General features: G+C 44.8%; 33 protein-coding genes and 1 pseudogene. 1 reads left to right on the top strand and 33 read right to left on the bottom strand.

All coding sequences use genetic code 11. From position 1 onward, the window contains the following. Positions 1–108: 108 nt before the first annotated feature. Positions 109–2,046: a methyl-accepting chemotaxis protein gene (locus tag L1D21_RS16250; RefSeq protein WP_239846301.1), complete on the top strand. Its 1,938-nt coding sequence runs from the start codon at positions 109–111 to the stop codon at positions 2,044–2,046. Positions 2,047–2,062: 16 nt separating this feature from the next. Here the strand turns inward: L1D21_RS16250 and L1D21_RS16245 are convergent, their stop codons facing one another. The 33 genes and pseudogenes from L1D21_RS16245 to L1D21_RS16085 form a co-directional block, all read right to left on the bottom strand. Continuing rightward, on the bottom strand, positions 2,063–2,536 hold the full coding sequence (locus tag L1D21_RS16245; RefSeq protein WP_239846300.1) for a peroxiredoxin: 474 nt from the start codon (positions 2,534–2,536) through the stop codon (positions 2,063–2,065). A gap of 61 nt (positions 2,537–2,597) precedes the next feature. Further along, on the bottom strand, positions 2,598–3,122 hold the full coding sequence (locus L1D21_RS16240; protein WP_239846299.1) for a DUF2937 family protein: 525 nt from the start codon (positions 3,120–3,122) through the stop codon (positions 2,598–2,600). Between the two features lie 113 nt (positions 3,123–3,235). Continuing rightward, the gene (locus tag L1D21_RS16235; protein WP_239846298.1) at positions 3,236–5,293 is read right to left on the bottom strand and encodes an EAL domain-containing protein; all 2,058 of its coding nucleotides are present in this window, start codon (positions 5,291–5,293) and stop codon (positions 3,236–3,238) included. A 278-nt stretch (positions 5,294–5,571) separates the two neighbouring features. Further along, positions 5,572–5,964 (bottom strand): 50S ribosomal protein L17, encoded by a 393-nt coding sequence (rplQ, locus tag L1D21_RS16230; protein WP_011863991.1) that lies wholly within the window; start codon positions 5,962–5,964, stop codon positions 5,572–5,574. Positions 5,965–6,003: 39 nt separating this feature from the next. After that, the gene (gene rpoA, locus L1D21_RS16225) at positions 6,004–6,993 is read right to left on the bottom strand and encodes a DNA-directed RNA polymerase subunit alpha (RefSeq protein ID WP_028764663.1); all 990 of its coding nucleotides are present in this window, start codon (positions 6,991–6,993) and stop codon (positions 6,004–6,006) included. 24 nt (positions 6,994–7,017) lie between these two features. After that, positions 7,018–7,638, bottom strand: a complete 621-nt coding sequence (gene rpsD / locus L1D21_RS16220; protein WP_239846297.1) for a 30S ribosomal protein S4 — start codon at positions 7,636–7,638, stop codon at positions 7,018–7,020. A 36-nt stretch (positions 7,639–7,674) separates the two neighbouring features. Further along, positions 7,675–8,067 (bottom strand): 30S ribosomal protein S11, encoded by a 393-nt coding sequence (rpsK, locus tag L1D21_RS16215; protein ID WP_011863988.1) that lies wholly within the window; start codon positions 8,065–8,067, stop codon positions 7,675–7,677. 17 nt (positions 8,068–8,084) lie between these two features. Then, positions 8,085–8,441: a 30S ribosomal protein S13 gene (gene rpsM, locus L1D21_RS16210; protein WP_011863987.1), complete on the bottom strand. Its 357-nt coding sequence runs from the start codon at positions 8,439–8,441 to the stop codon at positions 8,085–8,087. Positions 8,442–8,558: 117 nt separating this feature from the next. Then, positions 8,559–8,672, bottom strand: a complete 114-nt coding sequence (gene rpmJ, locus L1D21_RS16205; protein ID WP_006083579.1) for a 50S ribosomal protein L36 — start codon at positions 8,670–8,672, stop codon at positions 8,559–8,561. Between the two features lie 21 nt (positions 8,673–8,693). Then, positions 8,694–10,034 (bottom strand): preprotein translocase subunit SecY, encoded by a 1,341-nt coding sequence (gene secY / locus L1D21_RS16200; protein WP_239846296.1) that lies wholly within the window; start codon positions 10,032–10,034, stop codon positions 8,694–8,696. 7 nt (positions 10,035–10,041) lie between these two features. Continuing rightward, on the bottom strand, positions 10,042–10,476 hold the full coding sequence (gene rplO, locus L1D21_RS16195) for a 50S ribosomal protein L15 (protein WP_239846295.1): 435 nt from the start codon (positions 10,474–10,476) through the stop codon (positions 10,042–10,044). Between the two features lie 3 nt (positions 10,477–10,479). After that, a complete protein-coding gene (gene rpmD, locus L1D21_RS16190) occupies positions 10,480–10,662 on the bottom strand; it encodes a 50S ribosomal protein L30 (RefSeq protein ID WP_011863984.1) in 183 nt (60 codons plus the stop codon). 5 nt (positions 10,663–10,667) lie between these two features. After that, the gene (gene rpsE / locus L1D21_RS16185; protein WP_028774678.1) at positions 10,668–11,171 is read right to left on the bottom strand and encodes a 30S ribosomal protein S5; all 504 of its coding nucleotides are present in this window, start codon (positions 11,169–11,171) and stop codon (positions 10,668–10,670) included. A 13-nt stretch (positions 11,172–11,184) separates the two neighbouring features. Continuing rightward, the gene (rplR, locus tag L1D21_RS16180) at positions 11,185–11,535 is read right to left on the bottom strand and encodes a 50S ribosomal protein L18 (RefSeq protein WP_239846294.1); all 351 of its coding nucleotides are present in this window, start codon (positions 11,533–11,535) and stop codon (positions 11,185–11,187) included. Positions 11,536–11,545: 10 nt separating this feature from the next. After that, positions 11,546–12,076, bottom strand: coding sequence for a 50S ribosomal protein L6 (gene rplF, locus L1D21_RS16175; protein ID WP_239846293.1), 531 nt, complete (start codon positions 12,074–12,076; stop codon positions 11,546–11,548). Positions 12,077–12,086: 10 nt separating this feature from the next. Further along, on the bottom strand, positions 12,087–12,479 hold the full coding sequence (rpsH, locus tag L1D21_RS16170) for a 30S ribosomal protein S8 (RefSeq protein ID WP_239846292.1): 393 nt from the start codon (positions 12,477–12,479) through the stop codon (positions 12,087–12,089). A gap of 23 nt (positions 12,480–12,502) precedes the next feature. Further along, positions 12,503–12,808, bottom strand: coding sequence for a 30S ribosomal protein S14 (gene rpsN, locus L1D21_RS16165; protein WP_033540777.1), 306 nt, complete (start codon positions 12,806–12,808; stop codon positions 12,503–12,505). Between the two features lie 10 nt (positions 12,809–12,818). Beyond that, positions 12,819–13,358, bottom strand: coding sequence for a 50S ribosomal protein L5 (gene rplE, locus L1D21_RS16160; protein ID WP_220062689.1), 540 nt, complete (start codon positions 13,356–13,358; stop codon positions 12,819–12,821). A 12-nt stretch (positions 13,359–13,370) separates the two neighbouring features. Next, complete coding sequence (gene rplX / locus L1D21_RS16155) at positions 13,371–13,685, bottom strand: 50S ribosomal protein L24 (RefSeq protein ID WP_239846291.1); 315 nt, start codon at positions 13,683–13,685, stop codon at positions 13,371–13,373. Between the two features lie 11 nt (positions 13,686–13,696). Beyond that, the gene (gene rplN, locus L1D21_RS16150) at positions 13,697–14,065 is read right to left on the bottom strand and encodes a 50S ribosomal protein L14 (protein WP_011863976.1); all 369 of its coding nucleotides are present in this window, start codon (positions 14,063–14,065) and stop codon (positions 13,697–13,699) included. A 178-nt stretch (positions 14,066–14,243) separates the two neighbouring features. After that, positions 14,244–14,492 carry a 30S ribosomal protein S17 gene (gene rpsQ, locus L1D21_RS16145; protein ID WP_239846290.1) on the bottom strand — a complete coding sequence of 83 codons (249 nt, stop codon included), beginning with the start codon at positions 14,490–14,492 and terminating at the stop codon, positions 14,244–14,246. After that, complete coding sequence (gene rpmC, locus L1D21_RS16140; RefSeq protein WP_239846289.1) at positions 14,492–14,683, bottom strand: 50S ribosomal protein L29; 192 nt, start codon at positions 14,681–14,683, stop codon at positions 14,492–14,494. Before rpmC ends, rpsQ begins: the two co-directional genes overlap by 1 nt. Beyond that, complete coding sequence (gene rplP, locus L1D21_RS16135; RefSeq protein ID WP_011863973.1) at positions 14,683–15,093, bottom strand: 50S ribosomal protein L16; 411 nt, start codon at positions 15,091–15,093, stop codon at positions 14,683–14,685. Before rplP ends, rpmC begins: the two co-directional genes overlap by 1 nt. Before the next feature lie 11 nt (positions 15,094–15,104). Beyond that, positions 15,105–15,794: a 30S ribosomal protein S3 gene (rpsC, locus tag L1D21_RS16130; protein WP_160798922.1), complete on the bottom strand. Its 690-nt coding sequence runs from the start codon at positions 15,792–15,794 to the stop codon at positions 15,105–15,107. A 9-nt stretch (positions 15,795–15,803) separates the two neighbouring features. Continuing rightward, positions 15,804–16,136 carry a 50S ribosomal protein L22 gene (rplV, locus tag L1D21_RS16125; RefSeq protein ID WP_011863971.1) on the bottom strand — a complete coding sequence of 111 codons (333 nt, stop codon included), beginning with the start codon at positions 16,134–16,136 and terminating at the stop codon, positions 15,804–15,806. Positions 16,137–16,151: 15 nt separating this feature from the next. Then, positions 16,152–16,430 carry a 30S ribosomal protein S19 gene (rpsS, locus tag L1D21_RS16120; RefSeq protein ID WP_006083596.1) on the bottom strand — a complete coding sequence of 93 codons (279 nt, stop codon included), beginning with the start codon at positions 16,428–16,430 and terminating at the stop codon, positions 16,152–16,154. Positions 16,431–16,441: 11 nt separating this feature from the next. Beyond that, positions 16,442–17,269: a 50S ribosomal protein L2 gene (rplB, locus tag L1D21_RS16115; RefSeq protein WP_239846288.1), complete on the bottom strand. Its 828-nt coding sequence runs from the start codon at positions 17,267–17,269 to the stop codon at positions 16,442–16,444. A gap of 16 nt (positions 17,270–17,285) precedes the next feature. Next, positions 17,286–17,585, bottom strand: coding sequence for a 50S ribosomal protein L23 (gene rplW, locus L1D21_RS16110; RefSeq protein WP_011863968.1), 300 nt, complete (start codon positions 17,583–17,585; stop codon positions 17,286–17,288). Then, a complete protein-coding gene (gene rplD, locus L1D21_RS16105) occupies positions 17,582–18,187 on the bottom strand; it encodes a 50S ribosomal protein L4 (RefSeq protein WP_239846287.1) in 606 nt (201 codons plus the stop codon). Before rplD ends, rplW begins: the two co-directional genes overlap by 4 nt. Before the next feature lie 16 nt (positions 18,188–18,203). Next, complete coding sequence (gene rplC, locus L1D21_RS16100) at positions 18,204–18,842, bottom strand: 50S ribosomal protein L3 (RefSeq protein ID WP_041510739.1); 639 nt, start codon at positions 18,840–18,842, stop codon at positions 18,204–18,206. 27 nt (positions 18,843–18,869) lie between these two features. Beyond that, positions 18,870–19,181: a 30S ribosomal protein S10 gene (gene rpsJ / locus L1D21_RS16095; protein WP_011070616.1), complete on the bottom strand. Its 312-nt coding sequence runs from the start codon at positions 19,179–19,181 to the stop codon at positions 18,870–18,872. 384 nt (positions 19,182–19,565) lie between these two features. After that, on the bottom strand, positions 19,566–19,847 hold the full coding sequence (locus L1D21_RS16090; RefSeq protein ID WP_239846317.1) for a hypothetical protein: 282 nt from the start codon (positions 19,845–19,847) through the stop codon (positions 19,566–19,568). Further along, positions 19,833–20,615 (bottom strand): annotated as a pseudogene (locus L1D21_RS16085) (elongation factor Tu); the annotation flags it as partial. The pseudogene L1D21_RS16085 and the gene L1D21_RS16090, both read right to left, overlap by 15 nt.

Raw genomic sequence — 20,615 nt, 5'->3', positions numbered from 1 at the left:
CTGTACCTCAGAATTACTCATTCAGAATCATCGTCTTTCAAAGTGGATGTCATCAAGCTGTCATGTTTACGTCATATTCTGGCGCAAAATATCTCTTAACGATGAAAAATGAAAATCTCGACGCTTTCTATTTGGACATCTGCAACCTTACTACTGCTTGCCGGCCTATTAGCGACCGTTGTGGTCTGGAGCGGACAGCAACGGATTAAAATAGAAACACAAAGCCAACTGCTTAATGACGTACAACAACGTTTTTTGATTGAGGTTCGCCGCCAACTCGAAGGCTACTTGACGACAGGTGATGCGCAACTTCTGGATAATAGCAAACAACAACTGCATAGCATCACAGATGATATTCGCAGCCTATCTCATCAAGATGCCCTTAGTTTAGTCAGTACTATTAATGAATTTATTATTGCATTAGATAGCCAATTTAGAGCGGCAGGCAAGTTAGCTGGAAATCCGCGACAATTATTAGTGCATGCGGAAACAGAGATGTTGGCTGACAATGAACATTTGGCTCAATATGCCAGTAAAGGACTCGAGCTCAATCCGCAGTTAGCCAAACAATATTTAAGCCTGACACAAGAGTTACCTCCGCTGATTTACCATCTATCCCAGCTGACCGAAAGCTACTTAATCGATAAAGATCAGCGTCTGCAATCTATACTAACCACCACCCTAGAACAGCTAAATCATTGGCATAACAAGCTATCGCAATTACCTTTACTGGGTATCTATGAGGCACAAGAACCAGATGAATTTGCCTTAGGTGATGGCGAGCAAGAGCAAACTGAAATCGGTGAGTTTTACTATAACGAGCTACTGTCATTGAGCCAGCGCTATAGCAAGGAGATGGATAATAGCGAATCACAGCTGCTGGCCAATAAACAGGCTCGCAATGCAATGATTTCAGCCATTTCAAGTATAGAACAACTACTGCTTAAACTTGGTCAAACCCAGCAAGAGCAAAGCAATCATCTTAAACAGCAGTTACAGCTCATTCTTGCCAGTGTCGTGTCTCTGCTCGCCCTATTTGCCTTGGGCTTCCTGCTGTTGCAGCACCATAGAGTTGTCAAACCCCTCAAACAGCTAAATGTCGCTTTTATGCGTCTAAGTGGATCCAATGAGCGCCAACATTTAGCCATACAGCGCCGCTGCGAAACGGGACAAATAGCAGGTCACTTCAATCAACTTTTGAATAGGTTTGAAGCCGAAGAACAGGCACAAAAAGTTAAAATCACTACCATCTCAGCCTCACTATCACAGTTAGTGGCGCGGATTTCAAACCTGGCTCGAGAAACGGAAACTACACTCAATATTGTGGGCAATGCACAGGGGCAAACAGAACAGATGCGCTCAATAGCACAAGAGGTCAGCGAGCTCTCAAGCCTAATAGAACAAAGTGCACAACAGACTCATCGGCAGATGCTATCGAGTCAAGACGAGGTCAAAGCCGTTATGGCTGCAGCCGATGAGACTCAACAAGCCATCGGGCATTGCCATCAATCACTTGGCAGCCTAAACAGCTCGGTGAATGATGTATCAACGATTATTGATGTGATTGGTAATATCGCCGAACAAACAAACTTGTTGGCATTAAATGCGGCGATAGAAGCAGCCCGAGCAGGAGAACAAGGCCGAGGTTTTGCCGTTGTCGCCGATGAGGTGCGCAATTTATCTCAACGCACTCAAGTATCGCTACAAGAGATCCTAACTATTCTGAACCGGTTAACTAGCGCTAACCAACAGCTTGAAACGAGTGTCGTAGGTATTGAAGACGCCAGTCTAAAACAGGCAAAAGGAGCCCAAGCGTTATGGCAGGCGACGCAAACTGTGCAACAACAAGCACAACAAATGAACGACACCGCCAATCAGGGGACTCACTACAGTGCCAATCAAGTGAATCACCTCAATGCACTCACAAATGCAATGGATGAGCTTAAGCAACATGCATTGCATTCAGTACAGCAAAGTGAAGTGATCGCCAGCGAAGTGGCTCAGAGCGTAGCCGATATCGAAACCAGTTTAGGCATCTGTGCGTAGCAAAGATGCCCAGCATTTATAAAGCAGCGAGGACAGTTTCCGCCTTACTCACCTCAAAACTTTTAGGCTCCTCGACGTTTAACAGAGTCACAACGCCATCTTCAATCACCATCGCATAACGCTGCGACCGGATCCCACCGAAAGCTGCGGTATCCATCTCTAATCCTAGCGCCTTGGTAAAACTGGCATCGCCATCGGCTAACATCATCAACTCAGAAGCGTTTTGCGCCTCACCCCAGGCTTGCATAACAAAGGCGTCATTAACTGAAACACAGGCAATGATATCGACACCCTTAGCTTTAAACTGGTCAGCCATAACCACAAACCCCGGAAGATGAGCGTTAGAACAAGTTGGAGTAAATGCCCCCGGCACAGCAAATAACACCGCTTTTTTATTGGCAAATAAAGCCTGTATATCGTGATTAACCATACCCTCTTTAGTTAATTCGCTTAAGGTTGCCGCTGGTAGCTTCTGTCCTTGTTTGATCATCAGGTAACTCCTAAATAATGAAATGAGTAAAAGTGTAGTACAGCCGATAAGCTGACACAGATTAATTGCGCTGCTCAATGAGGCGATGATAAAGCTTACGGCAGGTGAAGCCACAAACCACAAAGCAACACTCACAAAATAGGGAAAACAATAAACCAAATAGCAGACCTATAGTGATTGCTCGGCTATCTAGCAATATACTATGACTAAAGTGCTGCCAAACTTCATCCCTAATCTCAGCCAGAGGATTAAAGGCAACCTGCTTAAAGCCACTATAATCGTTTTGATTAAATTGCCCCAAAGCCTCAGCTAATAACTGGTATCGATTATAAATTGCCTTGATACTGTCACCTCCAGCATTAATAACTTGATCGGGATTTTGCCGATAATGAGCAATAAGCTTATTAATATCACCACCAAAAAAACGATCTGCATCGCGCTGAAATTCAGACAAGTTTTGCTTGGCTTCTAGAGTATGAGCCTGAAGTCGTTGGCCATATTGATCGACAAAAGCCGGCACTTGGACACCTAACAGTACACCGCAGACAAATAAAATAAGCCTCGAATAATCCACTACAACTTTCATCTATTCACCAAATTTTGCGACTGAAAATCACAAACAACAACTTCATGATTGAACTAGCATAATATTTTATGATTCTACTGATAGCACTAAGTTCTAGCAATCGACAGCGCAATTTAAGCACGCTTTAATGATTCAAAATAGGAAGTTTCAGGTAATTGATAGGCCATAGCCTGACGCAAAGGCATAGCTTCAGCGAAAAACCAACCTTGAATACAATTGACACCTAATTCATGGACTAAGGCTAACTGTTGTGCAGTTTCAACCCCTTCAGCGACAAGCTGATAACCCAACGAACGGCATAATGCAGCCATGTGCTTGTAAAGCAATAAACCTTCTGCAGTATCAGTTGCCAGCAGCATTGAACGATCCAATTTGATATCTTGCGGAGCCAGCTGGATCAAACGAGATAGATTAGAAAATCCTCGACCAAAATCGTCAATCGCAACACTTACCCCTTGCTGCTGTAATAAGCTCAAATTGGTACTTGCTCGATCTCGTTGATCGATAAATGCAGATTCAAGTAACTCAATTTGTAGCTGCTTAGGAAATTCACGATTTAGTTCTGCCAACCGTGTTACTAAGCGGTCATCCTGTAGCGACATAGGGTGAAGATTAATCGATATCTTAGGAAATGAGCCCTGCTCTGCAACTAACAATAGATCACGTTTAACTTGGCGTATCACCCAAGCATCAACCATAGGAACTAAGTTGTTTCGCTCTAATATCTCTATAAACCACGGCCCTTGAACCAAACCATCGGCAGTTTTTAACCTTAATAAAGCTTCAAAGCCAACCACTTCACGTTTTGTAGTATCGACTTTAGGTTGGTAGTAGAGAACTAACTGACCTGCATCGATTTGACTCAAAGTGACATGTAGCTCAGCGCTATTAACATGAGAGTCTCTGAGTTCAGAACTAAAACGGGCTTCCGCATCCAATTGATGGATATCTGCAAGCTTAAACTTCTTGGTCAGCCTTTCGATAGGGTTAACACAATCATGCATCTGCTTAGAAAGCAGCACAAAAGGAATATAGATCATCACATTCAGCGCTATCAATAGCGCTTGATAAGCCACCACATTGATACTCTTACTAATTAACCACGCATTAATTAATACCGGTGTCATCCAAGATAACTCTTGATCACCCAACAGGAAAACATCGCTGCTCAGCACCCAGTAAGACAACAAAAAATTGGACATCGGCACCAAGAGAAAAGGAATTAAATATACGGGATTGAAAACAACAGGTAAGGCATAGACGATCAACTCACTAAAATTAAAAAGATTAAATGGCAGAGAAACTCTCGCCTGAGCTAATTCTTGTGGAGAACGACAAATAAAAATGGCAATGACCAAAGACAATAAACAGCCGGAGCCACCTATGATCACAAAGGTATTATAAAAAGATCGAAATGAGATCCCAGCAATAAACGGCTGTTGCATCAAACTATCAGAGAACAGACTCGTATATGTATTGTCGCCATGAATACCCAAAAACCACAATCCGTGGATCAACAGCATACGCACGAAACCTTGTACACCAACAGATAAGCCAACTAACCAGTTAAGCAAGCCGTGCGTTATTCCCCCTACGGCCATTTCAACCACAGGTAAAATCAAGTACAAGGTTAAATACACCAAGAAAAATGGCAGGATTAAATTTAAGTGTTTTTGTAAAAATGGACTTATCACAGGCTGCTTAACTAAATGCAACCAAGTTCGTTTACTGAAATAACGGACCAGATAAGGCGTAATCAACGGGATAAAAATAGAGTAGAAATTTGGCCAAGCTGTATTTAGCGCAAAGGAATCACCGATACTAACTAAGTAGTTGCTGTGTGTCATGAAACATAGGGATGCGAGAATACTGCCCACAATAGTATTAGCACGCAGATTTTTTGATAAATGAAAACTTAAAGATATAACAACGGCTAACGGCGATATAGCCAAAATAAGATGATGGCTTTGATTCAACATTTGAGCCATGAAGGGCTTAGCAGCAAAATCTGGCAGAATTGGTAACATACCTAACAACATATAGGCAATAGCGGAAATAACGAAAAAAGGGATCAGGGCAATAAAGCCTTCACGCATCGACATAATTAAAGGAGTTTGATTGAGTCGAGTTAGCGGTTTAAACCAACCTCCTCCTCTATATAAAAACGTCAACAATACATTCTACCGCACAAAAAATATTAACATTATATTAACGTTAGCTGACTAAAACTCAAGCAAATAAAATGGATGAAATGTGTCGTAATAACTAACACTTGCAAACTAAATAAAAGGGGGTTTTAAGTCGAGAATTGAAGATAAATCAGCCACAAATTGAATCTGATGCCTTTTATACTAAAAAAGCACTAAAAATTAGCCAATATGGTAGTGGTAAATTTAAGACATAAAAAAGCCGGGCTACAAGCCCGGCTTTTTAACAATGAATCCCAGTGTTACTCAGCAGCTTCTTCAACAGCTTCAGCAGCTTCTGGACGACCTACTAGTTCAATATACGCCATAGGCGCTTTATCACCAGTACGTAGACCGCACTTAAGGATACGGGTATATCCACCAGGACGTTCCTGGTAGCGTGGACCCAATTCATTAAATAACTTACCAACGACTTCAGCGTCGCGAGTACGAGCAAACGCCAAACGACGATTTGCAACGCTATCACTCTTAGCAAGTGTTATTAGAGGTTCAACTACGCGACGCAGTTCTTTCGCTTTAGCAACAGTAGTCTTGATCACTTCGTGACGGACTAAAGAGCTTGCCATGTTACGGAACATAGCTTGACGATGACTGCTGTTACGGTTTAGTTGACGACCACTCTTACGATGGCGCATGACCTAATCCTTATTACCTAAATCTGTACAAACTAGGACTTATAGGTCGTCTGCTAAACTAGCTGGAGGCCAGTTTTCTAGACGCATACCTAATGAAAGTCCACGAGAAGCCAACACATCCTTAATTTCAGTAAGAGATTTCTTACCTAAGTTAGGAGTTTTAAGTAGCTCAACCTCAGTACGCTGTACCAGATCTCCGATGTAATGAATCGCTTCGGCTTTCAAACAGTTAGCCGAACGTACAGTTAGCTCTAGATCGTCGACAGGACGCAACAGAATTGGATCGAACTCTGGTTTCTCTTCTTTCTGTTCTGGCTCAGTGACATCACGTAGTTCAACGAACGCATCTAGCTGTTCGGCTAGAATTGTCGCAGAACGACGAATTGCTTCCTCAGGATCGATAGTACCGTTAGTGGTCATATCGATAACGAGTTTGTCTAAGTCAGTACGCTGTTCAACACGTGCTGCTTCAACATTGTAAGCAATACGCGCGACAGGTGAGAAAGATGAATCCACTAACAGGCGACCAATTGGGCGATCGTCGTCTTCGGTTTGTGCTCTAGCAGAAGCTGGAACATAACCACGACCACGCTCAACGCGGATGCGCATGCTAATGTCATTATTACCCGTCAGATGACAGATAACATGATCAGGATTCATAATAGTAACATCACCATCGTGCGTGATATCTGCTGCGGTAACAGGGCCTGCGCCTGACTTGCTTAATGTAAGCATAGCCTCGTCTTTACCCTCGACAACCACTGCTAAACCTTTAAGGTTAAGCAAGATTTCTAGGATATCCTCTTGTACGCCTTCCTTGCTACTGTATTCGTGCAGTACACCATCAATCTCGACTTCGGTAACCGCGCAGCCGGGCATAGACGACAATAGGATACGACGCAACGCGTTACCTAAAGTATGACCAAAACCACGCTCAAGCGGTTCGAGTGTAACCTTGGCACGTGTTGGGTTAACCTGCTCGATATCAACGAGACGCGGTTTAAGAAATTCTGTAACAGAACCCTGCATTGTGTCCTCTCTTGTTTATTAGCTTTACTTAGAGTAAAGCTCGACGATCAGCTGTTCGTTAATTTCCGCAGATAAATCGCTACGTTCTGGTAGACGCTTGAAAGCACCTTCCATTTTAGCGCTATCTACTTCAACCCATGTTGGCTTTTCGCGTTGAGACGCAACTTCTAAAGCAGCTTTAATACGAGCTTGCTTTTGAGACTTCTCACGAACGCTAATTACATCATTCGCAGACACTTTGAATGATGGAATGTTAACAACGCGGCCGTTAACCATAATAGATTTGTGGCTTACTAGCTGACGTGCTTCTGCACGAGTAGCACCAAAACCCATACGGTATACAACGTTATCTAAACGAGTCTCTAAAAGAGTAAGTAGGTTTTCACCAGTGTTACCTTTTAGACGTGCAGCGTCTTTGTAGTAGTTACGGAATTGCTTTTCAAGCACACCATAAGTACGACGAACTTTTTGTTTTTCGCGTAATTGAACGCCGTACTCAGACAAACGTGCTTTACGAGCGCCGTGTTGTCCAGGTGCAGCTTCAAGCTTACACTTCGAATCAATTGCTCTCACACCGCTTTTTAAGAAAAGGTCAGTACCTTCTCGGCGGCTGAGCTTGAGCTTTGGACCCAAGTATCTTGCCATGTTCTTTCTCCAACTATCCTATTAAAAACGGGGCGATTAAACGCGACGTTTCTTAGGAGGACGACAACCATTATGAGGGATCGGCGTCACATCGGTAATGTTGGTTATTTTGTAACCAACCGCGTTCAGCGCTCGAATAGCTGACTCACGTCCTGGACCTGGACCCTTCACGAAAACTTCAAGGTTTTTAACACCGTAGTCCTGAGCTGCAACACCTGCGCGCTCAGCAGCTACCTGTGCAGCGAATGGGGTAGATTTACGTGAACCACGGAAACCTGAACCACCAGAAGTTGCCCAAGAAAGTGCATTACCTTGACGATCTGTAATGGTGATAATAGTGTTGTTGAAAGATGCATGGATATGAGCCATGCCATCAGCAACCTGTTTACGTACGCGCTTGCGCGTTGAACGTGACGGAACTTTAGCCATATTGGTTTACCTTCCCGTTACTTTCTAATTGGCTTACGTGGACCCTTACGCGTACGCGCATTGGTCTTAGTACGTTGCCCACGAAGGGGCAGGCTACGACGGTGGCGGAGACCACGATAACAACCAAGGTCCATTAGACGCTTGATGTTCATAGAGATCTCACGACGCAAGTCACCTTCTACAATGTATTTAGCAACTTCTTCGCGTAGTGTGTCTATTTGAGCTTCGCTCAATTCCTTGATCTTAGCATCTTCAGCAATTGAAGTAGCTGCGCAAATTTGTTGTGCGCGAGTTAGTCCAATACCATAGATTGCAGTCAATGCAATGACTGTATGCTTCTGATCAGGAATGTTAATGCCAGCGATACGGGCCACTATGCACTCCTCATAAGTTAAAGGCCATCTGTGAAAAGCCCGGTAGGATACTCGACAGATGACGATTTTGCAAATAATATTTTGACCAGCTCAATTTATGAGCTGGTCAAAAGTTTTTTAGCCTTGACGCTGTTTGTGTTTTGGTTCAACACAGATAACGCGTACAACGCCGCTACGCTTGACGATCTTGCAGTTACGGCAGATCTTCTTCACGGAAGCTCGAACTTTCATTTCATCACTCCGTAAAGCTACTTAGCGTCCAAAGCGATCTAAATTCGCTTTGTTAACTAGGTTAGCTTTCTTCATCACAGACTCATACTGATGAGACATCATATGGGTCTGAACCTGAGCCATGAAGTCCATGATCACGACTACCATAATTAGTAGTGAGGTACCGCCAAAGTAGAACTGTACCTTCCACGCGATTAACATGAACTCCGGAATTAAACAGATAAAGGTAATATATAGTGCACCGGCCAATGTTAGGCGGGTCATTACTTTATCTATGTAACGCGAAGTCTGTTCTCCAGGACGGATCCCGGGAATAAACGCACCACTCTTCTTCAAGTTATCAGCTGTTTCACGTGGGTTAAATACCAACGCGGTGTAGAAGAAACAGAAGAAAATAATCGCTGTTGCATACAATAATGAGTAAAGCGGTTGTCCTGGTGAAACAGCAAGTGAAAAATCACTTAACCAAGATAACCCTTCATTTTGACCAAACCACTGAGCCAGTGTGCCTGGGAACAAAATGATGCTTGACGCAAAGATTGGTGGAATTACACCTGCCATGTTGACCTTCAGTGGTAAGTGAGTGCTTTGCGCTGCAAAAACCTTACGGCCTTGCTGACGCTTAGCATAGTTAACAACGATACGACGTTGTCCACGCTCAACAAACACTACAAAATAGGTCACAGCAAATACAATTACTGCAATCAACAATAAAACGAGTACGTTCAAGTCGCCTTGACGCGCCTGCTCAGCCGTTTGGCCGATAGCAGATGGTAGACCAGCAACAATACCTGCGAAAATAAGAATCGAGATACCGTTACCTATGCCTCGTTCGGTAATTTGTTCACCTAGCCACATTAGGAACATGGTTCCTGTTACTAGACTCACAACCGCTACAAAATAGAAACCAAGGCCTAAGTTTACAACTAAGCCTGGTACTAAATTTGGTAAACCGGTTGCAATACCGACTGCTTGGAATGTACCCAAGACCAATGTGCCGTATCGTGTATATTGACTGATCTTCTTACGTCCTGACTCGCCTTCCTTTTTCAGTTCAGCAAGTGCAGGGTGAACTACAGTCAATAATTGCATGATAATCGATGCCGAAATATACGGCATGATACCTAATGCAAAGATAGAAGCACGTTCAAGGGCGCCACCAGAGAACATGTTAAACATGCCTAAGATGGTACCCTTCTGCTGATTAAACAGCTCTGCTAATACAGCTGCGTCAATACCAGGAATTGGTACGAACGAACCGGCTCTAAAGACGATAATCGCACCAATCACGAACAGGAGACGAGTTTTCAATTCTGATAAACCGCCTTTCGCGCTTTTTAAATCAAGTCCTGGTTTTGCCATCGACGTATTATTCCTCGATCTTTCCGCCGGCAGCTTCGATAGCTGCACGTGCACCTTTGGTTACCTTGAGACCTTTTACGGTCACTGGGCGTTCAATGGTACCTGAAAGAACGACTTTAGCAAACTGTATGTTGCGAGTAACTAAATTCGCATCTTTCAGTGCATTTAAGTCGACAACATCACCGTTAACTTTAGCTAATTCGCTGATACGAATTTCAGCAGTTACCATCGCTTTACGCGAAGTAAAACCGAATTTCGGCAAACGGATCTTAAGTGGCATTTGACCACCTTCGAAACCGACACGAACGCCGCCGCCTGAACGAGACTTCTGACCTTTGTGACCGCGACCAGCAGTCTTACCTAGGCCAGAACCGATACCGCGACCTACACGCTTAGCTGCTGATTTAGAACCTGCAGCTGGAGATAGAGTATTCAATTTCATTGATTAATCCTCCACCTTGACCATGTAGTAAACCTTGTTAATCATACCGCGAACAGCAGGAGTATCCTCAAGTTCAACAGTGTGATTAATACGGCGTAGACCTAGACCAGTCAAAGTTGCACGATGCTTTGGCAAACGTCCAATTGAACTCTTAGTCTGAGTTACTTTTAAAGTTTTAGTAGCCATGGTGCTTAACCTCGAATTTCATCAACATTCAGGCCACGCTTAGCTGCGATTTGTGATGGTGACTTCATGTGCACCAACGCATCTACAGTTGCGCGAACGATGTTGATCGGGTTAGTAGAACCGTATGCTTTTGACAGTACGTTATGAACGCCTGCTACTTCCAATACGGCACGCATCGCACCACCGGCAATAATACCAGTACCTTCAGATGCTGGTTGCATGTAAACACGCGAACCAGTATGACGGCCCTTAACAGGGTGGTGCAAAGTACCATTTACAAGTTCAACAGAAACAATGTTACGGCGAGCCTTTTCCATTGCTTTCTGAATTGCTGCAGGTACTTCACGCGCTTTACCATAGCCATAGCCGACTTTACCGTTACCATCACCCACTACAGTTAGTGCAGTGAAGCTAAAGATACGTCCGCCTTTAACTACTTTAGAAACACGATTTACTGCAACTAATTTCTCTTGCAGATCGTCTTTTTGTTGAGCTTCAAATTTAGCCATTTTTAATCATTCCTTAGAACTGTAGGCCAGCTTCACGAGCAGCGTCTGCTAATGCAGCAACGCGACCATGATACTTAAAGCCGGAACGATCGAATGCAACTACAGTTACGCCTTTCTCGATTGCACGCTCAGCGATAGTTTTACCTACGGCTTTAGCTGCATCTACGTTACCTGTGTATTTAAGCTGCTCTGATACCGCTTTTTCAGCAGTAGAAGCTGCCGCCACAACTTGCGCGTTGGCATCAATAACCTGTGCGTACGTGTGACGTGGTGTACGATGTACAACCAGACGGTTAACGCCCAGCTCTTGGATCTTCTTACGGGCGCGAGTAGCGCGGCGTAAGCGAGATGTTTTCTTATCCATATCGCGTTACCTACTTCTTCTTAGCCTCTTTACGGCGTACTTGTTCATCAGCATAACGAACACCCTTACCTTTATAAGGCTCTGGTGGACGGTAGCCACGAATCTCTGCAGCAACTTGGCCGATCAACTGCTTATCTGTACCTTTCAGTACGATTTCAGTTTGTGATGGGCACTCTGCAGTTACGCCGTCAGGAAGCTGGTGTACTAGAGGGTGAGAAAAACCTAAAGTCAGGTCGATACCGTCACCAGCAATTTTTGCACGGTAACCAACACCAACTAGAGTCAGTTTTCTTTCGAAACCTTCGCTAACACCAACAACCATGTTGTTGATTAAAGCTCGAGCAGTACCGGCTTGTGCTGCAGAAGCAACACCTTCAGCTGGTGAACACTTAACTTCATTGTTTTCAACAACAACAGCAACGTCAGTGTTAATTACTCGAGTCAAACTACCTTTAGTACCTTTTACGGTGATAGTTTGTTCGTTCAAAGTCACTTCTACGCCTGCAGGAATAGCGACTGGTGCTTTTGCGACACGAGACATGGCTAGCTCCTTATGCTACGTAGCAGATAACTTCTCCACCCATGCCATTTTGGCGGGCGGCACGATCAGTCATCAAACCTTTAGAAGTGGACACGATTGCGACACCCAGACCGCCCATCACCTTTGGTAGATCGTTTTTACCTTTGTAAATACGAAGACCAGGACGACTTACGCGCTGGATAGTCTCAACGACTGGTTGGCCTTGGAAATACTTTAAAGTGATTTCTAAAACCGGCTTGGCTTCGCCTGCTACGGCGTAATCAGTGATGTAACCTTCTTCTTTAAGCGTTTGCGCGATGGCAACTTTTAGCTTAGCAGAAGGCATAGATACTGATACTTTGTTAGCAGCTTGGCCGTTACGAATGCGAGTTAACATATCCGCAATTGGATCTTGCATGCTCATATTAGCTTACTCCGTGACAAGTATTACCAGCTGGCCTTACGCAGACCAGGAACTTCACCACGCATGGTAGCTTCACGCAATTTGATACGGCTTAAGCCGAACTTGCGTAGGAAACCATGTGGGCGACCAGTTTGACTACAACGATTGCGCTGACGCGCAGAACTTGAGTCACGTGGTAGACCTTGCAGCTTAAGAACTGCATCCCAACGATCTTCGTCAGAAGTTGTTGGATTGCTAATGATAGCCTTAAGAGCTAGACGCTTTTCAGCATACTTAGCCACGAGCTTTGCACGTTTTGCTTCACGTGCTTTCATTGAACTTTTTGCCATTTCGCTACCCTTATTTCTTGAATGGGAAGTTAAAGGCGTCTAATAAAGCACGGCCTTCTTCGTCATTCTTCGCAGTAGTAGTGATAACAATATCCATACCACGGATTTTGTCGATTTTATCGTAATCGATTTCCGGGAAGATGATTTGCTCACGTACACCCATTGCGTAGTTACCGCGTCCGTCGAACGACTTAGCGCTCAAACCACGGAAGTCACGGATACGCGGGATTGCGATATCAACTAAACGCTCAAGGAACTCCCACATGCGTTCGCCACGCAGAGTTACCTTACAGCCGATCGGGTAGCCATCACGGATTTTAAAACCAGCAACTGATTTACGAGCTACAGTTACTACTGGCTTTTGACCAGCGATAGCAGTCATGTCACGAAGCGCGTGCTCCATAACTTTCTTATCTGCTACAGCTTCGCCAACACCCATGTTAAGGGTGATTTTCTCAATCCGAGGGACTTGCATGACACTGGTATAACCGAACTTCTTAGCAAGTTCAGCGATAACAGTCTCTTTGTATTTATCATGCAGTTTCGCCATCGTTTACTCCAATTACTTAATGAGTTCACTGTTCGACTTAAAGAAACGAACCTTTTGGCCGTCTTCAAATCGGAAACCAACGCGATCAGCTTTGCCAGAAGCAGAGTTGAAAATCGCTACATTTGATGCTTGTATTGGTGCTTCTTTCTCAACAATACCACCAGTCACACCCAGTTGTGGGTTAGGCTTTTGGTGCTTCTTGATAAGATTGATGCCTTCTACAATTAATTTACCAGTTGGTAAAACTTGAGAAACCTTACCGCGTTTACCCTTGTCTTTACCTGCTAGTACAATTACTTCGTCTTCGCGACGGATTTTAGCTGCCATTTTGAAGCTCCTTACAGTACTTCTGGTGCCAGAGAAACAATTTTCATAAATTGTTCTGTACGCAATTCACGCGTCACTGGTCCAAAAATACGAGTACCAATCGGTGCAAGGTTTGCGTTAAGCAAAACCGCTGCATTTCGATCGAAGCGAATGACAGAACCATCTGGACGACGTACGCCTTTCTTAGTACGGACTACCACCGCGTTATACACATCACCTTTCTTCGCTTTACCGCGAGGAATGGCTTCCTTTACAGAAACCTTGATGACGTCGCCGATACCGGCATAACGACGATGAGAGCCACCCAAGACCTTAATACACTGAACTCTACGAGCGCCACTGTTACAGGCGACTTCTAGAGTCGATTGCATTTGGATCATTTTAAGTGCTCCGCTATCGTTACTTCACAAATCCCACAATTGGGGCATATTTAACCATTTTAGACCATATTAATGACCAAAATGGCGCGCAAGTATAACACCACCAAATAGGAAAGGATAGTACTAAAAATAAAAACGGCTCCGTCAAAAGGAGCCGTTTCGCTAAATGCCTAAATAATTAGGCTTTTGTTACTACTTCAACCAGAGTCCAAGACTTAGTCTTTGACAGCGGACGGCATTCGCGAATAGTCACGATATCGCCAGCATTACACTGATTTGTTTCGTCATGTGCATGGATCTTAGTAGTACGCTTGATAAACTTCCCGTATAGAGGGTGTTTAACCTTACGTTCAATAGCAACAGTGATAGACTTGTCCATCTTGTCGCTAAGTACTCGACCTTGCAAAGTACGGATTTTATCAGACATTATGCACCCGCCTTAGAAGTAATAATGGTCTTAACGCGCGCAATGTTACGACGCACGATTTTAAGCTGATGAGTTTGAGACAACTGACCAGTGGCGTGTTGCATACGCAGATTAAACTGCTCACGCAGCAGACCAAGCAGTTCAGCGTTCAATTCTTCAACGCTCTTCTGTGTTAGTTCGCTCGCTTTCATTACATCACCGTCTTAGTTACGAAGGTAGTCTTAATAGGAAGCTTAGCAGCAGCAAGAGTAAACGCTTCACGCGCTAGCTCTTCTGATACGCCATTCATCTCATAAAGCACCTTACCAGGTTGAATCTGGCAAACCCAGTATTCTACGTTACCCTTACCTTTACCCATACGCACTTCAAGAGGCTTAGAGGTAATTGGCTTGTCAGGGAAAACACGAATCCAAATTTGACCTTGACGTTTAATGTGACGTGTCATAGCACGACGCGCAGATTCGATTTGACGAGCAGTTAGACGACCACGTCCAACAGCCTTCAGACCGAATTCACCGAAGCTTACTTCAGTGCCGTTCGCAAGACCACGGTTGCGGCCTTTGAACATTTTGCGAAACTTCATTCGTTTTGGTTGCAGCATTGCCAGCTCTCCTATTTACCGCGAGGCTTACGCTTCGGCTGCTGTTTCGGCTCTTCTAGTGCAGGTACAACGCCGTCTAGAACTTCACCTTTGAAGACCCAAACTTTAACGCCGATCACACCGTATTGAGTGTGACTTTCTGCAGTAGAGTAGTCGATATCAGCACGCAGTGTATGTAGAGGCACACGACCTTCACGATACCACTCTGAACGCGCAATCTCAGCACCGCCTAGACGGCCGCTCACTTCAACTTTAATACCCTTAGCACCAAGACGCATTGCGTTTTGTACAGCGCGCTTCATAGCACGACGGAACATAACACGACGCTCTAGCTGTGAAGCGATGCCTTCGGCAACAAGCTTCGCATCTAGCTCAGGCTTACGGATTTCAGCGATGTTGATTTGAGCTGGAATACCAGTCAACTTGGCAACTTGGTTGCGCAACTTTTCAACGTCTTCACCTTTCTTACCAATCACAACACCTGGACGGGCAGTGTGAATAGTAACGCGAACACTCTTCGCTGGACGCTCGATAACAATCTTAGAGACTGAAGCTTGCTTAAGTTTCTTTTCTAGAAACTTACGCACTTCCCAGTCACTGCTCAAGTTATTGGCATAATCTGATTTATCAGCGTACCAAGTCGAGATCCAAGGCTTAGTGATACCCAGACGGATACCATTAGGATGTACTTTCTGTCCCATTGCTAACTCCTAGCGATCTGATACAACCACAGTGATGTGGCTGGTACGCTTGATTATACGATCAGCACGGCCTTTGGCACGTGGCATGATACGCTTCATTGTTGGACCTTCATCTACAAAGACTTTTCCAACTTTCAACTCATCAATGTCAGCACCTTCGTTGTGCTCAGCATTGGCGATTGCAGAATCTAGTACTTTTTTAACAAGTACTGCTGCTTTCTTAGGGCTGAAAGTTAAAATTTCGAGAGCCTTAGCAACAGGCAGTCCACGGATTTGATCTGCAACCAAACGACACTTTTGAGGCGACGTACGGGCAAAACGATGTTTAGCTAAAACTTCCATCTTGAGTCTCCCGTATTAACGCTTCTTCGCTTTCTTATCAGCAGCATGGCCGCGATAAGTGCGAGTTGGTGAAAATTCACCAAGCTTGTGGCCGATCATTTCGTCAGTTACGAACACAGGTACGTGCTGACGACCATTATGGACAGCGATGGTCAACCCAATCATGTTAGGGATGATCATAGAGCGGCGAGACCAAGTCTTAATAGGCTTTTTGTCACCCGCTTCCATCGCTTTCTCTACCTTCTTCAGCAAGTGTAGGTCAATGAATGGACCTTTCTTGAGAGAACGTGGCATGGCGAATCCTCTTACTTTTTGTTACGACGACGTACAATGTACTTGTCGGTGCGTTTGTTACTACGGGTCTTATAACCCTTAGTTGGGACACCCCATGGAGATACTGGATGACGACCACCAGAAGTACGGCCTTCACCACCACCATGTGGATGGTCTACTGGGTTCATTGCAACACCACGAACTGTTGGGCGTACGCCTCTCCAGCGCTTAGCACCTGCTTTACCTAACTGGCGTAGCATATGCTCGGCATTACCAACTTCACCCAATGTCGCGCGGCAATCTACTGGTACTTTACGCATTTCGCCAGAGCGAAGACGTAGAGTAGCGTATGCGCCATCACGAGCTACAACTTGTACATAAGTACCTGCTGAACGAGCGATCTGAGCACCTTTACCAGGCTTCATTTCAACTGCGTGTACAACACTACCTACTGGGATGTTGCGTAATGGCAAAGCGTTACCCGCTTTGATTTCTGCATCGATACCAGACTGGATTTGATCACCAGCTTGCATGCCTTTAGCAGCAAGGATATAACGACGCTCACCATCAGCATACAAAACAAGTGCGATGTTAGCTGTGCGGTTTGGATCATATTCCAAACGCTCAACTTTTGCAGGGATACCGTCTTTGTCGCGTTTGAAGTCAACAATACGGTAATGCTGCTTGTGTCCACCACCTACGTGACGAACAGTGATACGACCAGTGTTATTACGGCCACCACTTTTAGACTTTTTCGCCAACAGGCCAGCAAAAGGTTTACCCTTGTGCAGATCGCTGTTTACCACTTTAACTACGTGGCGACGCCCAGCAGAGGTTGGCTTACACTTAATAACTGCCATGATAATTCTCCTTTGCTTACTCAGCGCCGACGAAATCGATGTCAGCACCAGCAGCTAAAGTCACATAGGCTTTTTTCCAGTCGCTACGACGGCCAGTACGGGCACCGTGACGCTTGGTTTTACCTTTGTTAACTAGAGTGCGAACTGAATCAACTTCAACTTCGAACAACTTAGCTACTGCAGCTTTAACTTCAGCTTTAGTCGCATCGATAGCTACACGGAAAACGACCGTGTTGTTATTTTCAGCGCATACAGTACTCTTTTCAGAGATGTGTGGCGCTAGAATAACTTTTAGCAAACGTTCTTCGCTTATCATCCCAGCATCTCCTCGATTTGCTTAACAGCATCGGCAGTAACTAGTACTTTGTTGAACGCGATTAGACTTACTGGATCGATACCAGCTACGTCACGAACGTCAACTTTGTATAGGTTGCGTGCAGCTAAGAACAAGTTCTCGTCAATTTCTGGAGTAACAATTAAAACGTCTTCCAGGTTCATTTCTGCCAATTTAGCTTTCAGCTCTTTAGTTTTAGGAGCTTCAACACCAAATGACTCAACGACAACAAGGCGATCTTGACGTACTAACTCAGACAGAATGCTCTTAAGCGCTCCGCGGTACATCTTCTTGTTAACTTTTTGGCTGTGATCTTGTGTTTTAGCAGCGAAAGAAACGCCACCGCCACGCCAGATTGGGCCTTTAACAGTACCAGCACGTGCACGGCCAGTACCTTTTTGGCGCCATGGCTTTTTGCCAGAGCCAGTTACTTCTGCGCGAGTCTTTTGAGCACGAGTGCCCTGACGCGCGTTTGCAGCGTATGCTACAACTACCTGATGAACCAGTGCTTCATTAAAGTCACGGCCGAAGGTAGTTTCGGAAACTTCAAGAGCACTCTGTGCGTCTTTCAATACCAATTCCATTACTATCTCCTCAGACCTAAGCTTTAACGGCAGGCTTGATGATCAGGTCGCCATTAGTAGCGCCTGGAACTGCACCCTTAACCAATAGCAGGTTACGTTCAGCATCTACACGTACAACGTCTAGATTTTGAGTAGTAACGCGCTCGGCACCCATGTGGCCAGACATTTTCTTACCTTTGAAAACGCGACCTGGTGTTTGGTTTTGACCGATAGAACCGTTAGCTCTATGTGCCAATGAGTTACCATGTGTTGCATCTTGGGTACGGAAATTCCAACGCTTGATACCGCCTTGGAAACCTTTACCTTTTGATTGACCAGTAACATCAACTTTCGCTACGTCAGCGAAGATATCAACATTAAGCTCAGCACCAACTTCAATGCCTTCGCCTTCACCATCAGCCAAACGCATTTCCCACAAACCACGACCAGCTTCTACGCCAGCCTTAGCAAAGTGACCTGCTTCTGGTTTAGTGATGCGATTAGCTTTTTTGGTACCAGTAGTAACTTGAAGTGCACGGTAACCGTCAGTTTCTAAAGTTTTCACTTGAGCAACGCGGTTAGCTGCAATTTCAATTACTGTTACAGGTATTGACGCACCATCTTCAGTGAAGATGCGAGTCATACCTACTTTACGACCGATAAGACCGATAGCCATCTCTCAAACCTCTTCTAAGGATCTCAATTAACCTAAGCTAATTTGAACGTCAACACCTGCCGCAAGATCTAGACGCATAAGTGCATCTACAGTCTTCTCAGTCGGCTCTACGATGTCAACAAGACGCTTATGAGTACGAAGTTCGTACTGATCACGCGCATCTTTATTAACGTGTGGAGAGATCAAAACGGTATAACGCTCTTTGCGCGTTGGTAGTGGAATTGGACCACGTACCTGGGCGCCTGTGCGCTTAGCAGTTTCAACGATTTCCGCAGTAGACTGATCGATCAAACGATGATCAAATCCTTTTAAGCGGATACGGATTCTTTGGTTCTGCATTGACCAGAGCTCCTAAAATGGACACATAAAAAATCACCCTCTAGCTTCTTCCTTTCTGGAAAAGCAGAGCGAGATGATTTAACCGTTCGACTCCAAATCGGAGTCGCTGTATTATTTTACGTCGGCTTTAAGAACCGACAATCTTCGCCTAATGGTTAAGGCGAGGGGGTATTATACTGATCTGAATTTAGAGATCAACCCCGTTGAACGAATTAACACCACTTAGGTGCTAACCTTCAAAGTGGCCGGTATTATACTTTCTGCAAATTTAAAAGCCAGTTTTATCTTTAGCGAACTAATCAGCAAACACTCCCCCTTTATTTTAGGCAATAAAAAAGGCAGCCTAAGCTGCCTTTTTCAGGGTATTGCTAAAATCGATGGCGATTAAGCTACGATTTTCGCTACAACACCAGCACCAACTGTACGGCCACCTTCGCGGATTGCGAAACGTAGACCTTCATCCATCGCGATTGGGCAGATTAGTGTTACTACCATCTTRATGTTGTCACCTGGCATTACCATCTCTACGCCTTCTGGAAGCTCGATAGTACCGGTTACGTCAGTTGTACGGAAGTAGAACTGTGGACGGTAGCCCTTGAAGAATGGAGTGTGACGACCACCCTCTTCTTTTGACAGTACGTATACTTCNATGTTGTCACCTGGCATTACCATCTCTACGCCTTCTGGAAGCTCGATAGTACCGGTTACGTCAGTTGTACGGAAGTAGAACTGTGGACGGTAGCCCTTGAAGAATGGAGTGTGACGACCACCCTCTTCTTTTGACAGTACGTATACTTCTGATTCGAAAGTAGTGTGTGGGTTGATTGAACCAGGCTGTGCCAATACTTGACCACGCTCTACTTCATCACGCTTAGTACCACGTAGTAGTACACCACAGTTCTCACCTGCACGACCTTCGTCAAGCAGCTTACGGAACATTTCAACACCTGTACAAGTCGTCTTAGTTGTATCTTTGATACCAACGATTTCTACTTCGTCACCGACTTTAACGATACCGCGCTCAACACGACCGGTTACAACTGTACCACGACCTGAGATTGAGAATACGTCTTCGATTGGTAGAATGAATGCACCATCGATTGCACGCTCTGGCTCTGGAATATAAGTATCTAGAGCTTCTGCAAGCTCAAGGATCTTAGCTTCCCACTCTGGCTCCCCTTCTAGGGCTTTAAGCGCAGAACCTTGGATAACTGGTAGGTCATCACCTGGGAAATCATACTCAGAAAGAAGTTCACGAACTTCCATTTCTACAAGCTCTAGAAGCTCTTCGTCATCTACCATGTCACACTTGTTCATGAATACGATGATGAATGGTACACCTACCTGACGTGAAAGTAGGATGTGCTCACGAGTTTGTGGCATTGGGCCGTCTGTAGAAGCTACTACTAGGATAGCGCCGTCCATCTGTGCAGC

The organism is Shewanella sp. Isolate11, assembly GCF_022398315.1.
GTDB lineage: Bacteria > Pseudomonadota > Gammaproteobacteria > Enterobacterales > Shewanellaceae > Shewanella.
Note: the sequence above shows the minus strand (reverse complement) of the source record. Positions and strands in the feature narration are given on the sequence as shown.